Here is a 16,234-nt window from a genome sequence, read left to right as displayed (position 1 = left end):
TAGATGAAGCCCCTAAATTTTGGTTGCCATAATTATGGCCTATTGTGTTTAAAAAAAGCACTGTGTTTAATTTTATTTGTATCGTATTATAGTATAGCTCAAGTTTACCCACCTGATGTTAATGTTAATTCAGTTGATTGGGGAACTTATCAAGTACCAACTAGTGTGCCTGATTATTTAGCTACGTTTACGGACCCATTAACAGGTAATAATGTTACCCGAATAAGTGATGAAAATGTATTTGGTTGTGATTGTTCTCAATTACGACATATTTATGCCAAAAAGCAACCTTGGAATGCTGATGGCACTAAAATTATGACTGCAGGTTGGCCATCAAAAATTTTAGATGGTAATACTTATGAGGTGTTAACAACTGCTTATTGTCGTTCATTATGGAGTAATGTTGAACCAGACATTACGTATGATTCACATGAGAACCAATTATTCAGAAGAAATATAGTTACACAAAATGAAACTGTTTTAAAAACATTTTCAGGATATTCATCTGTAAGTGTTGGAGATGGAGAAGGTAATTTGTCCAATGATGATCGTTATGTGGCTTTAATAGCAACTAGTGGATCACAAAAAACGATATTAGTTTACGATATTTTTAATGATGAAATTCTAGGAACAAAGTCTCTAGGAACTGCTAATATTGATTGGGTGTCAGTATCACAATCTGGTGAATATGTAGTAATGAGTGGATACTCTGATGGTTCAGGACCATTGCAGGGCATTAAAGCTTATGATAAGTATATGAATAATGAAATACACTTATATAGCGGAAGACCTCATGGAGATATAGGATACGATGCTCAAGGAAATGAAGTTTATGTGGCATACCAAGGTGTTAGTGGTTATAGTTTGTCTTATGCAAGATTAGATAATGGAGCAAAACAAGGAATTTTTCCATTCTCAGGAGGATCAGGTGATAGTGGCCTTTGGGGAGGACATATTAGTACTAGAAATTTAGACAGACCAGGATGGGCTTATGTAAGTGAACAAGGGCATCCGTCTAATGTAAATAATTATGAAGCAACAAGAGAGATTTTTGCTATTAAGTTAGATAATTCTCAAACTATAGAAAGATTTACCAAGCATAATACTAATTTAAATTCAGGATATAGCCATCAAGCTCATGCAGTACCAAATAGAGATGGTTCTAAGGTGATATTCGCAAGTAATTGGGATAACGCTAGCTTAGAAAACAATTCTTATCCTTTGTTGTGGGTTGTAGAAGCACCACAAGATCCAACAGGCATAACTGCAAACGCAGGAGAAGATGTGTCGATTTGCGAAGGAGAAGAGGTGGTTTTAACAGCTTCTGGAGGAGCAACGTATGAGTGGAGTACAGGTGAAACTACACAAAGTATTACAGTAAGTCCAACAGAAACAACAACCTATATTGTTACTGCTTATGATGAATCTGGAAGTAATTCAGATCAAGATGATGTAATAGTTATTGTTAATGCAATACCCGAAGCTAATGTAGGAGAAGACGTGTCTGTTTGTTTTGGTAACTCTATTACGCTAACAGCCTCCGGAGGAAGTACATATTTATGGAGTACAGGAGATACTACAGAAAGTATAACTGTATCTCCAAGTGAAACAACAATATATTCAGTTGAAGTTTTTGAAAACAATTGTTCTAGTAGTGATGAAGTACTAGTAACTGTTAGTGAGCTTCCTATAATTAACGCAGGAGAAGATGTAACAATTAATCTTGGAGAAAGTACTACGCTTACTGCTTCAGGAGGAGATACATATTTATGGGATACTGATGAGACATCTGAGTCAATAACAGTAAGTCCAATCGAAACTACTACTTACACAGTAACAGGTTTTGTGGCTGATTGTGAAGCTTCTGATACTGTAACTGTAACAGTTGTTGATAATAGTGTAGTTGCTGATGCAGGAGAAGATGTGTCAATTTGTGAAGGAGAAGAGGTTGTTTTAACAGCTACAGGAGGAGCAACGTATGAATGGAGTACAGGTGAAACCACACAAAGTATTACAGTAAGTCCAACTGAAACAATAATCTACACTGTTACAGTTTTTGATGAATCAGGAAGTAATTCAGATCAAGATGATGTTACTGTAACAGTAAACGCACTTCCCATAGCTAATGCAGGAGAAGATGTGTCTGTTTGTTTTGGTAACTCTATTACGCTAACAGCTTCAGGAGGAAGTACATATTTATGGAGTACAGGAGAAACTACTCAAAGTATAACAGTATCACCAAGTGAAACAACAACATATTCAGTTGAAGTTTTTGAAAACAATTGTTCAAGTACTGATCAAGTGATGGTTACTGTAAATGAATTACCAATTGTTGATGCAGGTCCTAATGTTACAATAAATGTAGGAGAAAGCACTACGCTTACAGCTACTGGAGCAGATACTTATTTATGGAGTACAGGAGAAACTACCCAAAGTATAACAGTAAGTCCTGTAGAGACAACAACTTATTCAGTTACAGGATTTACAAATGGATGTGAAAACACGAACACTGTTACTGTTTTTTTGCAAGGTAGCAATGTAGTTGCAGACGCAGGAGAAGATGTGTCAATTTGTGAAGGAGAACAAGTTGTTTTAACAGCTACAGGAGGAGAAACGTATGAATGGAGTAATGGAGAAACTACACAGAGCATAACAGTAAGTCCAAGTGAAACAACAACCTATACTGTTACAGTTTTTGATGAATCTGGAAGTAATTCAGATCAAGATGATGTTACAGTAGCAGTAAATGCACTTCCCATAGCTAATGCAGGAGACGATGTGTCTGTTTGTTTTGGAGATTCTATTGTGTTAACAGCCTCAGGAGGAAGTACATATTTATGGAGTACAGGAGAAACTACAGAAAGTATAACTGTGTCACCAAGTGAAACAACAACATATTCAGTTGAAGTTTTTGAAAACAGTTGTTCAAGTACTGATCAAGTGATGGTTACTGTGAATGAATTGCCAATTGTTGATGCAGGTTCTAATGTTGCAATAAATGTAGGAGAAAGTACTACGCTTACAGCTACAGGAGCAGATACTTATTTATGGAGCACAGGAGCTACTACTCAAAGTATAACTGTTAGTCCAGCAGAGGCTACAACTTATTCAGTTACAGGATTTACAAATGGCTGTGAAGCGTCTGATTCTGTTGTTGTTTTTGTTGAAGATTTAGTAATAGCCAATGCAGGAGATGATGTGAGTATTTGTCAAGGTTATGAAACTGTTTTGACAGCTTCAGGAGGTGATAGTTATTTATGGAGTACAGGAGCTACTACACAAAGTATAACAGTAAGTCCTAGTTCAACCTCAACCTATTCGGTTATTGCTTATGTAGGTAATCAACAAGATGAAGACGAAGTCACAGTTACTGTTAATCCTAATCCAAATGTTATTATTCAAAATGGAGATGAAGTTATGATACTGCAAGGTGATTATATTACTTTATCAGCAACAGGAGCTAATAGTTACCAATGGAGCAATGGTGCAACTCAGCCTAACATAGCTGTTAATCCTAGTGTTACAACAACATATTCAGTTACAGGATTTATAAACAATTGTGAAGATGAGAAACAAATAACAGTTAATGTGTTAGAAGAAGTTACAGCAGTTGTTGATGTTGAGCAAAATGAAATTTGTTTAGGAGAGACTGTTACACTTACCGCTTCAGGAGGAGATGAGTATTTATGGAGTACAGGAGATACAACTAAAAGCATAACTGTATCGCCTGAAGAGAGTTTAGAATATTCGGTAACAGTATTTAATGCGTTAGATTTTGATGAGACCTCAGTAATTGTTTCAGTGGTTGATTGTTCATCAATTGAAACTCCTGATGAGCCTGAGGAGTTTGATTTTCTTGTATATCAAGACCCACAAACAGATGTGTTAAAAGTACGCGTATCAGGTTATCAAAGCGTTAATGTAAATAACATGTCTATATTTGATATTACTGGAAAACACGTGTTTTCTATTGATTTTGAAGAAGAAGATGAGTCAACTGTTATAAAAGAAATAGATACAAGCTCATTTTCTAGAGGAATCTATATCATCAGGTTGATATACGATGATAAAGCACTCGTTAAAAAAATTCCTATTCGATAAAAAAAGAAAAGACTTGGTTATCCAAGTCTTTTTTATTTAAAATCTATTGAAAGAACAGTAGCTACTGAATCACAGTTTTTGATATGAAGTGCAATATTACTTTTATTTAACTTGTTTTCAATAACATAAGTTTTGCAATCTTCAGACTTTGTATCACTTTCTTGAAAGTTAACATCTCCAGTTAAAATTAAATTAGTGATAGTAGTAGTGTCTATATCATGAGTATTCATAATTGCTTTCGTTTCATCAGAGAGCAATCGTTTTTTAATTGAAATGTTTTTAATGGTTCTTGCGTTTGGACCATAATCACACGAAGTATTTTTTCCTCTTAAAAAAAAGGCTAAAAGTATTAAACCTATTGAAAATCCTCCTAAGTAGTAACCTATACGTTGTATTAATTTCATTAGTTAAATTGAAAATTTTCTGTAAAAATACAACCCTTTTTAACCTTAGCAAAACTCCAACTTAGTAAAGATGAATTGAACTAAAAAATAAGCAAGTTTACGTCATTATAGTTAAGACCAAACCAATCAGCTACCGACTTATTGGTTAAAACACCATGATATAAGTATAAACCATTTTTTAAACCTCTATCAAACCTGATAGCATCTTCAATACCACCATCTTCAGCAATTTTTAGTAGATAAGGTGTAAAAATATTACTGATAGAAACTGATGCAGATCTAGAGTATCGAGCAGGAATATTAGGTACACAATAGTGAGTAACTCCATTGACTTCAAAAGTTGGATGGTCATGATTTGTAATTTCACTAGTTTCAAAACAGCCTCCCATATCAATACTAACATCTATTACAACAGATCCATTTTTCATGCTGCCAACCATTTCTTCAGTAACAACAATAGGAGCTCTATTGGTTCCTCTTACAGCTCCAATAGCAACATCACAGCGTTTTAGGGCTTTAATTAAGTTTTTTGGTTGAATGGTTGAGGTGTATATTGTTCTTCCAAGGTTAGACTGTAAACAACGTAATTTGGTAATAGAATTGTCAAAAACCTTTACATTGGCTCCAAGCCCAATTGCTGAACGTGCAGCAAATTCACCAACAGTACCAGCACCTATAATTACAACCTCAGTAGGAGGGACACCACTAATATTACCAAACATTAATCCGTTACCACCATTAACATTAGATAGTAATTCTGAAGCAATTAAAATTGAAGCTGTTCCAGCAATTTCACTAAGTGATCGCACAGCAGGATATGCACCATCTTCATCTTTAATAAATTCAAAAGCTAAAGCTGTAATTCGTTTAGAAGCAAGAGCTTCAAAGTATTTTTTACTTTGAGTTTTTAACTGTAATGCAGAAATAAGAAGCGTTTGCGGATTAATAAGTTTTATTTCGTCAAGAGAAGGTGGTTCAACTTTTAGAATAATAGGGTTAGAGTAGACCTTAGCTGTATCTTTGGTAACTTCGGCACCTGCTTCACTGTAGTTTTTGTCTTTAAAGTTAGCACCTTCGCCAGCTCCAGATTCTATCATTACTCTATGTCCATTTGACACTAAAGCAGATACTGCATCAGGAGTTAAACAAACTCTTTTCTCTTGAAAATAAGTTTCTTTTGGAATACCAATGTATAGATTGCCTTTTTTTCTTAAAACTTCTAGTTTTTCTTCTTGAGGCAAAAGTTGAGCCCTTGTAAAAGGAGATAAAGATTTACTCATTTGTGATTGAAATAATATTCAAATTACAAATAATAATTTGAATTTTAAAAGAACTCTTTAAAAGTAATCTTTAAGTTTTCCTAAAATACCTTTTGGCTTAATTTTAAATTCATCTTCTAAGTCTTGCATAGTCTTATCAGCATCATTTAATTTATCAAATATTCTAACTCTTATAAGATATATTGAAGGAACAACTATAGCCATAACAGGTAGTAAATAAAAAATTTGCTTGCTAGTATCTATAAACTCTAAATCGTCATTAAATATTTCAATTACTTGATATACATACATTGCAATTGGCACTAATAGTGCATGATACCACCAATGTCTTGATGTAAAAAACCAAACAAAAATAAGTAATAACGGAATTAACTTATTCATAAGTGTCCAAGCTGTGATTTGTGCACTAGTGTAATAGTTACTGCTATATGTAAACAAAAAAGTGTCCCAAACTTTAACGTTAGGGACACTCTCGTAAAAGGTAAAAATATATGGAGTTAAAGCTATTAAAGTAGCAATAATAGTTCCATATACTAATGACTTAGCACTATTTTCCTTGACCTGGAATTTTGATTTTTGCTTTTTCGATGTTTGTTGTTGTTTGGTCATTTAAGTCAATTAAATTTGTAGCCTGTGCTGCAAATAACATTCCACCGAAAATAGCAACTGCTAATACGTACTTTTTTGTTTTCATAATTCAAGGGATTTAATTAATTAATTACTTCAAATTTAGAATCAACAGGAGTTAAATTCTGTTAAAGAAATGTTAAAATAATTTTCAGAAATCGCTTGAACGTTACGGTTTTTCCGTACTTTGCAACTATGCTCTATTGGTGTGATGTCACTTTTTTTACAAAAAATTTTGCTGCTCCATAGGTTTTTTTTTGGTTAATTTTATGTTTTGGTCAAATTTGAGGGTTCTTTTACCATTTTCATCAGAAACAATTGTTATGATTTCTGCGTCATCTGGTATTAAATTTGGAATTTTTTCTGGCCATTCTACAAGTTTCCATGCACTAGAGTAGAAGTAATCTTCAATACCAAAATTTAATGCTTCTTCCTCGTTTTCAATTCTATAAAAATCAAAATGAAAAATTGTATCAGAAGGAGATGAATATTCGTTAACAAGTGAGAAAGTTGGACTACTTACCAAATCATTACTACCAAGATGTTCGACAATCGCTTTTATAAGTGTAGTTTTGCCAACACCCATTTCTCCGTAAAACAAAATTGTTCTAGAAGATGCATGTTTTATAACTGCTTCAGCAATTGAATGAATATCAGATATTTGATAAGTTGTTTCCAAAATTGTACTTGCTAAGTATAAAATTCAGCACAAGTATAAGAATAAAATTCGAGAAAAACCAATAAAAAGTGTATTTCGTCGGATTTTTTTGCATTACATAGATTATTTTGGACTCATGACAACAAACGGAATAATCATTTCTTCTAGAGACACTCCACCATGTTGATAAGTGTTTCTATAGTAGCTTACATAATGGTTATAATTGTTTGGATAAGCTAAAAAGACATCGCCTTTTGCGAAGATATAAGAGCTACTCATCGTGATTGAAGGCAAATGTATGGTCTTTGGATCTTTAGCTGCAAGTACATCTTTATTTTCATAAGTTAGGCTACGTCCAGTTTTGTATCTTAAATTTAAACTAGTATCTCTATCACCAATTACTCTTGATGGGTTTTTTACATTAATGGTTCCATGGTCTGTGGTTAAAATAAGCTTAAAACCAAGAAGCTGTGCTTGTTGAATCATTTCTAATAATGGAGAGTTTTTAAACCAGCTTTGTGTTAAAGATCTGTATGCCTTATCGTTTGAAGCTAACTCTTTTACAACTTCCATTTCGGTTTTAGCGTGAGAAAGCATATCTACAAAATTGTAAACCACTACAGTAAGGTCGTTGTCTTTTAAAGCTTTAAAGTTTTCAACTAGTTTTTTTCCAGACTTTAAGTTTGTGATTTTGTGATACTCATGTTTTAAGTGTGATAACCCTAAGCGTTTTAATTGTGCTTCAAGAAATTCTGCTTCGTGTAAATTTTTACCACCATCATCAGTGTCGTTTTTCCAAAGGTCTGGATGTAGCTTTTCCATATCACTTGGCATTAAACCAGAAAAAATAGCATTTCTTGCATATTGCGTAGCTGTAGGGAGAATACTGTAAAACGGCTCTTCGTATGTTTTTTTGTAGTAATTGTTTACAATAGGTTCAAACGCTTTCCATTGGTCGTAACGTAAATTATCTATAACAACAAAAAGAGTTGGTTGTTTGTCGCTTAATTCAGGAACAACTTTTTCTTTAAATAAGGTATGCGACATTATAGGTGCTTCGGTGTTGTGATCAAACCAACTAGGGTAGTTCTTGTCTATAAATTTTCCAAACTGTTGGTTAGCTTCACTTTTTTGAGATTCTAAAATCTCAGTCATACCAACATCTTCAATATCTTCAAGCTGTAATTCCCAATAAATCAGTTTTTGATACAATTCTTCCCATTCTTTAAAAGAGTTAACCATAGATAAATCCATAGCTATTTTTCTAAACTCTTGTTGGTAGTTAGAAGTTGTCTTTTCTGAAACTAACCTAGAATGATCCAAATTCTTTTTTAAACTCAGTAGTATTTGATTTGGGTTTACAGGTTTTATGAGGTAATCTGCTATTTTACTACCTATAGCTTCTTCCATAATATACTCTTCTTCACTTTTGGTAATCATAACCACAGGAAGGTTAGCACGCTTTTCTTTAATCTCATTCAAGGTTTCCAATCCTGTAAGTCCTGGCATGTTTTCATCTAAAAAAACAATATCAAAATTAGTATCGTTAATAATTTCGATAGCTTCAGTACCACTTTTGCATGTAGTAACCTTATATTGCTTTTGTTCTAAAAAGAGAATATGCGGTTTAAGTAAATCAATTTCATCGTCAACCCAAAGAATATTTATATTGTTCATGTATATTTGTTTAAATTTAAAGTAAAAATTGAAGTTTGAATAAGGTAAACAAACTTAAGATATTTAACGACCCAATTTACGGATTTATTACTATTCCAAATTCGTTAATTTTTGATTTAATTGAACACAGATACTTTCAGCGTTTAAGACGAATAACCCAAATGGGAATGTCTTATTTGGTTTATCCAGGTGCACATCATACTAGATTTCATCATGCAATTGGTTGTATGCATCTAATGCAAAAAGCGGTGAATGTACTTCGTTTTAAGGGAGTTACCATTTCTGAAGAAGAAGAAAATGCGCTCTATATTGCCATTTTATTACACGATATTGGTCATGGTCCGTTCTCGCATGCTATGGAACATAGTATTGTTAGTGGAGTCTCGCACGAGGATATTTCAATGCTTTTTATGGAGCAGTTGAATAAAGAATTTAACTCAAGTTTAACGCTTGCTATAGCTATTTTTAAAGGTAACTATTCCAGAAAGTTTTTATGTCAATTAATATCTGGTCAATTAGATATGGATCGGTCAGATTATTTAAAGCGTGATAGTTTTTACACAGGAGTTGCTGAGGGAAATATTAATAGTGAGCGATTAATAACTATGCTTAACGTAGTTGACGATGTGTTGGTTGTTGAAGAAAAAGGTATTTATAGTGTTGAGAAATTTTTGGTAGCAAGACGTTTTATGTATTGGCAAGTGTATTTGCATAAAACTAGTTTAGCTGCTGAACAGTTGTTAATGAGAGTATTGAGTAGAGCTAAGGAGTTAACTAATAAAGGAGTTCATTTGCAAGCAAGTGAACCTTTGCAGTATTTTCTTAAGAATGAAATCTCACTAGATGATTTTAATAAAGATACTCTAGAAGCCTTTTCGCGATTAGACGATTATGATATTGTTTCAGCAATGAAAACATGGCAGTTTCATGAAGATTTTGTACTGAGAAATCTTTGTGAAATGATTATAAATAGAGATTTACTTAAAGTTAAAATAAAGAATAAAAGGATAAAGAAAGATGTTTTGCTAAAACACACTCAAAACCTAATGAACAAGTATTCAATATCTAAAGAAGAAGCTGAGTATTTTGTGTTTTATGGCGAAATTTCAAATCAGGCTTACAACGCCAAAAAGCAAGGGATTAATATTCTTCAAAAAAATGGAAAGATAGTAGACATCGCTAAAGTATCAGACCAGTTCAACATCAAGTCCCTTTCAAAACAAGTGACTAAATATTATATATGTTATCCTAAGGATAAAATGTGATACATTTTTTCTATTTTTGCGATTAATGAAATTCACAGCAACACAAATAGCAGGAATTTTAGAAGGTGATATTATTGGAAATCCCGATGTTGAAGTTTCTAAACTTTCCAAAATAGAAGAAGGAACCGAAGGGTCATTAACCTTTTTGGCTAATCCTAAATACAAGCCTTATATTTATTCTACAAAGGCATCAATTACAATAGTTAATAAAACTTTTGAAGCAGAAAACGACATCACTACAACTTTAATAAAAGTTGAAGATGCTTATAAATCGTTCTCAAAATTGTTGGAGTATTACAATCAGGTAAAACTTAATAAAAGCGGAGTTGAACAACCCTCGTTTATTTCAGAAACAGCAAGCTATGGAGAAAACGTTTATGTAGGCGCATTCACTTATATAGGTGATAAGGTAAAAATAGGAGATAATGTAAAAATATTTCCAAGTGCTTACATAGGAGACAATGTTACAATTGGTGATAATACCATAGTGTTTTCTGGAGCTAAAATTTATTCTGAAAGTTGCATAGGCTCAAACTGTGTGATTAATTCAGGAGCTATAATTGGAGCTGATGGTTTTGGTTTTGCACCTAATGAAAAAGGAGAATATAGCAAAGTGCCACAAACCGGAAATGTAATTATTGAAGATTATGTAGATATTGGTGCTGCTACTACTATTGATAGAGCAACGTTAGGCTCAACAATTATTAGAAAAGGAGTTAAGCTTGATAACCAAATACAAATTGCACATAATGTTGAAGTTGGTAAAAACACAGTTATTGCAGCTCAAACAGGTGTAGCAGGATCTACTAAAATAGGTGAAAACTGTATTATAGGTGGTCAAGTTGGTATAGTAGGACATATAACAATAGGAAATAATGTAAAAATCCAAGCACAATCAGGAATTGGACGAAACATTAAGGATAATGAAGTGTTACAAGGTTCGCCAGCATTAAGTTATGGTGATTTTAATAAGTCCTATGTATACTTTAAAAATCTTCCTAAGATTGTAAAAGATATTAATGAAATAGAAAAAAAAGTAAATGGCAATAATTAAAACAGACGTTAAGCAAAAAACCATTCAAAAAGAAGTTTCGCTTACAGGTGTTGGGTTGCATACAGGAAAAAATGTAACACTTACTTTTAAACCTGCTTCGGTAAATAATGGTTACTCTTTTAAAAGAATTGATTTAGAAGGTAATCCAGTAATCGAAGCTGATGCAAACTATGTTACCAACACACAACGTGGTACATGTTTAGAAAAAAATGGAGTTGTTATTCAAACCTCTGAACATGTTTTGGCTGCTTTGGTTGGAATGGATATTGACAACGTTATTATTGAGCTAAACGCTTCAGAACCTCCAATTATGGATGGATCTTCAAAATTCTTTGTTGAAGCATTGGAAAATGCAGGAATTGAAGAGCAAGACGATTTTAGAGAAGAATATGTAGTGTCTGATGTTGTGTCGTATTCTGATGAAGAAACAGGTAGCGAAATTATTGTTATGCCTTCAAAAGAATATCAAATTACAACAATGGTTGACTTTGGTACAAAAGTATTAGGTACTCAAAATGCAACTTTAAATCATATTTCCGATTTTAAAGATGATATTTCTGACTCTAGAACCTTTAGTTTCTTACATGAGCTAGAAATGCTTTTAGAGCATGGACTTATTAAAGGAGGCGACTTAAACAATGCAATAGTTTATGTTGATAAGGAATTGTCAAAAGAAACTACCGAAAAACTTAAAGTAGCTTTTAATAAAGAGACTCTAGCAATAAAACCAAATGGAATTTTAGATAATCTTACGTTACATCATCCTAACGAAGCGGCTAGACATAAACTGTTAGATGTAATAGGAGATTTAGCTTTAGTAGGAACTCGAATTAGAGGGAAAATTATAGCTAACAAGCCAGGGCATTATATCAATACGCAGTTTGCTAAAAAAATGTCTAAAATCATTAAAAATGAAAGACGTAACAATGTTCCTAGTGTAGATTTAAACCAAGAACCATTAATGGATGTCAATCAAATTATGGCAATGTTGCCTCATAGACAGCCATTTTTGCTTATTGACAAAATATTTGAATTGACTGATAGTGGTGTTATAGGTATGAAAAACGTCACTATGAATGAGCCTTTCTTTGCAGGTCATTTCCCAGGAGCTCCAGTAATGCCAGGAGTTTTAATAGTTGAAGCTATGGCACAAACAGGAGGTATTCTGGTGTTAAGTACAGTGCCAGATCCTGAAAACTACTTAACCTTCTTTATGAAAATAGATAATGTTAAGTTTAAGCAAAAAGTAGTTCCTGGTGACACATTGATATTTAAGTGTGATTTAATTACACCTATTCGTCGTGGTATATGCCACATGCAAGGATATGCTTATGCAAACGGAAAGTTATGCGCTGAAGCAGAACTTATGGCTCAAATATCTAAAGTGAAATAAACATGAACCAGACAGAAACTTATATTTTAAGTGCTTTGGTCAATCAAATAGGCGAATACATTTTCACCTATTTATTTAAATTAAAATTACAAAAATGAACCAACCATTAGCATACGTGCATCCTGGAGCAAAAATTGCAAAGAATGTCGTAATAGAACCTTTTACAACAATCAACAATAATGTAACTATAGGTGAAGGTACTTGGATTGGAAGTAATGTTACCATTATGGAAGGTGCAAGAATAGGAAAAAACTGTAATATTTTCCCTGGCGCTGTAATTTCTGCAGTACCTCAAGACTTAAAATACAAAGACGAAGACACACTTACAATTATTGGAGATAATGTAACTATAAGAGAGTGTGTTACCATTAATAGAGGCACAACTGATAAGATGAAAACAGTTGTAGGAGATAATTGTTTAATTATGGCGTATTGCCACATTGCTCACGATTGTATTGTAGGTAATAACTGTATTTTTTCAAACAACTCAACATTAGCAGGTCATATTACTGTTGGTGATTATGTTGTACTTGCTGGTATGACTGCTGTACACCAATTTTGTTCAATTGGTAATCATGCTTTTGTAACAGGAGGGTCTTTAGTAAGAAAAGATGTGCCTCCTTATGTAAAAGCAGCAAGAGAGCCTTTGTCTTATGTTGGTATAAACTCTGTAGGACTAAGACGAAGAGGGTTCTCAACCGAAAAAATTAGAGAAATTCAAGATATATACAGAATTCTGTATCAAAAAAATTATAACAATACCCAAGCTGCTGAGATTATTGAAGCTGAAATGGAAGCGACTTCAGAACGCGATGAAATACTTCAATTTATCAAAGACTCTCAACGAGGTATTATGAAAGGATATTTTAAATCAAATTAATTTATGGCAACTACAAGTGATATTAGAAACGGATTGTGTATTAGATACAATCATGATATTTATAAAATTATAGAGTTTTTACACGTAAAACCTGGTAAAGGTCCAGCGTTTGTTCGTACAAAATTAAAAAGTGTAACTACAGGAAAAGTTATAGATAACACCTTTTCTGCAGGACATAAAATTGAAGACGTTAGAGTAGAAACTCACAAGTTTCAGTTTTTATATAACGATGGAGAATTTTACCATTTTATGAATACTGAAGACTATACTCAAATTCGTTTATTGGAGGCTGCTTTAGACAGACCTGAATTAATGAAAGAAGGAGAAGTAGTAACTGTGCTTATCAACACAGAAGATAATTTACCTTTGTCTGTTGAAATGCCTGCAAGCGTTATTCTTGAAGTTACTGCAACTGAACCTGGAGTAAAAGGAAACACAGCAACTAATGCAACAAAACCTGCAACTGTCGAGACAGGAGCAGAGGTTAATGTTCCTTTGTTTATTAATGAAGGAGACAAGATTAAGATTGAAACTGAAAAAGGAACTTACAAAGAAAGAATTAAAGAATAGCTTTAATTGAAATTTTCTAAACCACATACTTTAAAAGAAATAGCTAGCATAATTAAGTGTGATTATGTTGGAGAAGAGACCTTTCCTGTTTTGGGCATGAACGAAATTCATGTGGTTGAATCAGGAGATATTGTGTTTGTTGATCATCCTAAGTATTATGATAAGGCATTACAATCTGCTGCAACCATAATATTAATTAATAAAGAGGTAGAATGTCCTAAAGGAAAAGCACTATTAATTAGTGATGACCCTTTTAGAGATTTTAATAAACTCACGCAACATTTTAAACCGTTTCAAGCTTCTGATATTGCAATATCAAAGACTGCAAAAGTTGGAAAAAACACAGTTATTCAGCCCAATTGTTTTATTGGTAATAATGTTATAATAGGTGACAATTGTGTTATCCATTCCAATGTAAGTATTTATGATGATGCTGTTATTGGTGATAATGTTACAATACATTCAGGTACTGTATTAGGCGCAAATGCATTTTACTACAAAAAAAGACCAACTGGTTTTGATCGTTTACTTTCTGGAGGTCGAGTAGTTATTCAAGATAATGTTGATATAGGAGCTTCTTGTACAATAGATAAAGGTGTTACAGGAGATACGACCATTGGAGAAGGTTCTAAGCTAGATAACTTAATTCAAATAGGGCATGATACTGTTATTGGTAAAAAATGTCTCATTGCATCGCAAGTAGGTATTGCAGGTTGTGTAGTAATTGAAGATGAAGTAACTATTTGGGGACAAGTAGGTATTACAAGTGGAATTACTATAGGCTCAAAAGCAGTTATTTCTGCACAATCAGGAGTAAGTAAATCTCTTGAAGGTAACAATAGCTATTTTGGGACACCAGCAGACGATTTTAGATCTAAATATAAAGAAATAGCTTCTATCAAGAAGATTCCTGAAATTTTAGAACAATTAAAAAATAAATCATGACTCCAAAAGAATATGTAAAACGTTTTTATGAATCAGATTTTGCCAATGATACAACTGTAATTGATAATTATCTACATAAAGATTGTTTACTGCATTGGAGTAGTAGTAAAGGGTTTTCTGTTTTAAAGTTTAATGATATTAAAGATTTATTCTTAGATATCAGTAGAACGTATGAATCGTTTAGAGTTGAAATCAGTCATCTGTTAGCTGATGAAAATTTTGTGACTACGAGATATACTGTTCATGTAAGAACAATTGAAGATCCTGATGAAGAACAACCAATGGCACATTTTATAACTATCTGGGAGTTAAAAGACAATAAACTCTATCGTGGTTACGAAATAAGCCAGCAAGCAGATGTAAGTTTAGAGAGTCTTAAATCATTTTTAAAAATAAAAGTATAAAACACTTTTTTATAGGTGTTAAAACAGTATTTTTGTAACGTTTTTTAAAATAAAAATCAAAATATAGATGAGCGTTTTAGTAAATAAGAATTCAAAAATTATAGTACAAGGTTTTACAGGTAGTGAAGGTACTTTTCACGCTGGACAAATGATTGAGTATGGAACCAATGTTGTTGGAGGTGTTACACCAGGAAAAGGTGGTCAAACTCATTTAGATAAACCAGTTTTTAACACTGTAAAAGAAGCTGTTGATTCAGTAGGAGCAGATACAACTATTATATTTGTACCACCAGCGTTTGCTGCTGATGCAATTATGGAAGCTGCTGATGCTGGTATTAAAGTAATTATCACCATTACTGAAGGTATTCCAGTTGCTGATATGATTACGGCTTCAAACTATATTAAAGATAAAGATTGTCGTTTAATAGGTCCTAACTGTCCTGGAGTAATTACTCCTGGTGAAGCTAAAGTAGGTATTATGCCTGGTTTCGTTTTCAAAAAAGGAAAAGTAGGGATTGTTTCAAAATCAGGAACATTAACTTATGAAGCGGCTGACCAAGTAGTAAAACAAGGTTTAGGAATTACTACAGCAATTGGTATTGGTGGAGACCCAATTATTGGAACAACGACTAAGGAAGCTGTTGAGTTGTTAATTAACGATTCAGAAACTGAAGCTGTTGTTATGATTGGAGAAATTGGAGGTCAATTAGAAGCTGATGCTGCTAAATGGTATAAAAACAGCGGAAGCAAAAAACCTATTATTGGGTTTATAGCTGGTGAAACTGCGCCTGCAGGACGTACAATGGGTCATGCTGGAGCTATAGTTGGTGGTAGTGACGATACTGCCCAAGCTAAAAAAGCAATTATGAGAGATTGTGGAATTCATGTAGTTGATTCACCTGCTGAAATAGGTAAAAAAGTAGCAGAAGTTTTATCATAACTTTTTGTTAAAATATATACAAAAATATCTCGTTAT

At 33.0% G+C, this 16,234-nt stretch carries 15 protein-coding genes; 9 read left to right on the top strand and 6 right to left on the bottom strand.

The window, feature by feature from the left end; genetic code table 11:
- Positions 1-3 precede the first annotated feature (3 nt).
- Positions 4-4,101, top strand: coding sequence for a T9SS type A sorting domain-containing protein (locus ACQ0RB_RS03555; RefSeq protein ID WP_430496524.1), 4,098 nt, complete (start codon positions 4-6; stop codon positions 4,099-4,101).
- Between the two features lie 32 nt (positions 4,102-4,133).
- Here the strand turns inward: ACQ0RB_RS03555 and ACQ0RB_RS03550 are convergent, their stop codons facing one another.
- The 6 genes from ACQ0RB_RS03550 to ACQ0RB_RS03525 all read right to left on the bottom strand — a co-directional run bounded on the left by ACQ0RB_RS03550 (position 4,134) and on the right by ACQ0RB_RS03525 (position 8,747).
- A complete protein-coding gene (locus ACQ0RB_RS03550) occupies positions 4,134-4,505 on the bottom strand; it encodes a hypothetical protein (protein ID WP_430496522.1) in 372 nt (123 codons plus the stop codon).
- An 80-nt stretch (positions 4,506-4,585) separates the two neighbouring features.
- A complete protein-coding gene (locus ACQ0RB_RS03545) occupies positions 4,586-5,785 on the bottom strand; it encodes an alanine dehydrogenase (RefSeq protein ID WP_129760106.1) in 1,200 nt (399 codons plus the stop codon).
- A 57-nt stretch (positions 5,786-5,842) separates the two neighbouring features.
- The gene (locus ACQ0RB_RS03540) at positions 5,843-6,394 is read right to left on the bottom strand and encodes a hypothetical protein (RefSeq protein ID WP_129760105.1); all 552 of its coding nucleotides are present in this window, start codon (positions 6,392-6,394) and stop codon (positions 5,843-5,845) included.
- Complete coding sequence (locus ACQ0RB_RS03535) at positions 6,333-6,479, bottom strand: hypothetical protein (RefSeq protein ID WP_165353677.1); 147 nt, start codon at positions 6,477-6,479, stop codon at positions 6,333-6,335. The genes ACQ0RB_RS03540 and ACQ0RB_RS03535 overlap by 62 nt, the downstream gene beginning before the upstream one ends.
- A 156-nt stretch (positions 6,480-6,635) precedes the next feature.
- Positions 6,636-7,091, bottom strand: a complete 456-nt coding sequence (tsaE, locus tag ACQ0RB_RS03530; protein WP_335975880.1) for a tRNA (adenosine(37)-N6)-threonylcarbamoyltransferase complex ATPase subunit type 1 TsaE — start codon at positions 7,089-7,091, stop codon at positions 6,636-6,638.
- A 102-nt stretch (positions 7,092-7,193) separates the two neighbouring features.
- Positions 7,194-8,747: a bifunctional response regulator/alkaline phosphatase family protein gene (locus ACQ0RB_RS03525; protein ID WP_129760103.1), complete on the bottom strand. Its 1,554-nt coding sequence runs from the start codon at positions 8,745-8,747 to the stop codon at positions 7,194-7,196.
- 35 nt (positions 8,748-8,782) lie between these two features.
- Between ACQ0RB_RS03525 and ACQ0RB_RS03520 the strand changes: the two genes are divergently transcribed.
- The 8 genes from ACQ0RB_RS03520 to sucD all read left to right on the top strand — a co-directional run bounded on the left by ACQ0RB_RS03520 (position 8,783) and on the right by sucD (position 16,198).
- Positions 8,783-10,012, top strand: a complete 1,230-nt coding sequence (locus ACQ0RB_RS03520) for an HD domain-containing protein (RefSeq protein ID WP_430496518.1) — start codon at positions 8,783-8,785, stop codon at positions 10,010-10,012.
- Positions 10,013-10,037: 25 nt separating this feature from the next.
- Positions 10,038-11,066: a UDP-3-O-(3-hydroxymyristoyl)glucosamine N-acyltransferase gene (lpxD, locus tag ACQ0RB_RS03515; RefSeq protein ID WP_129760101.1), complete on the top strand. Its 1,029-nt coding sequence runs from the start codon at positions 10,038-10,040 to the stop codon at positions 11,064-11,066.
- Positions 11,053-12,459 (top strand): bifunctional UDP-3-O-[3-hydroxymyristoyl] N-acetylglucosamine deacetylase/3-hydroxyacyl-ACP dehydratase, encoded by a 1,407-nt coding sequence (locus tag ACQ0RB_RS03510; protein ID WP_131506737.1) that lies wholly within the window; start codon positions 11,053-11,055, stop codon positions 12,457-12,459. The genes lpxD and ACQ0RB_RS03510 overlap by 14 nt, the downstream gene beginning before the upstream one ends.
- 94 nt (positions 12,460-12,553) lie before the next feature.
- A complete protein-coding gene (gene lpxA, locus ACQ0RB_RS03505) occupies positions 12,554-13,339 on the top strand; it encodes an acyl-ACP--UDP-N-acetylglucosamine O-acyltransferase (RefSeq protein WP_129760099.1) in 786 nt (261 codons plus the stop codon).
- Positions 13,340-13,342: 3 nt separating this feature from the next.
- Positions 13,343-13,909, top strand: coding sequence for an elongation factor P (gene efp, locus ACQ0RB_RS03500; protein ID WP_129760098.1), 567 nt, complete (start codon positions 13,343-13,345; stop codon positions 13,907-13,909).
- Between the two features lie 6 nt (positions 13,910-13,915).
- Complete coding sequence (locus ACQ0RB_RS03495) at positions 13,916-14,854, top strand: UDP-3-O-(3-hydroxymyristoyl)glucosamine N-acyltransferase (RefSeq protein ID WP_430496514.1); 939 nt, start codon at positions 13,916-13,918, stop codon at positions 14,852-14,854.
- Positions 14,851-15,258, top strand: a complete 408-nt coding sequence (locus tag ACQ0RB_RS03490; RefSeq protein ID WP_430496512.1) for a nuclear transport factor 2 family protein — start codon at positions 14,851-14,853, stop codon at positions 15,256-15,258. Before ACQ0RB_RS03495 ends, ACQ0RB_RS03490 begins: the two co-directional genes overlap by 4 nt.
- Positions 15,259-15,325: 67 nt before the next feature.
- Positions 15,326-16,198 carry a succinate--CoA ligase subunit alpha gene (gene sucD / locus ACQ0RB_RS03485; protein WP_129760095.1) on the top strand — a complete coding sequence of 291 codons (873 nt, stop codon included), beginning with the start codon at positions 15,326-15,328 and terminating at the stop codon, positions 16,196-16,198.
- Positions 16,199-16,234 lie beyond the last annotated feature (36 nt).

The organism is Gaetbulibacter sp. PBL-D1, assembly GCF_050509525.1.
Classification (GTDB): domain Bacteria; phylum Bacteroidota; class Bacteroidia; order Flavobacteriales; family Flavobacteriaceae; genus Gaetbulibacter_B; species Gaetbulibacter_B jejuensis.
The sequence above is the reverse complement of the archived record's forward strand: the minus strand, read 5'-3'. Positions and strand labels throughout refer to the sequence as shown.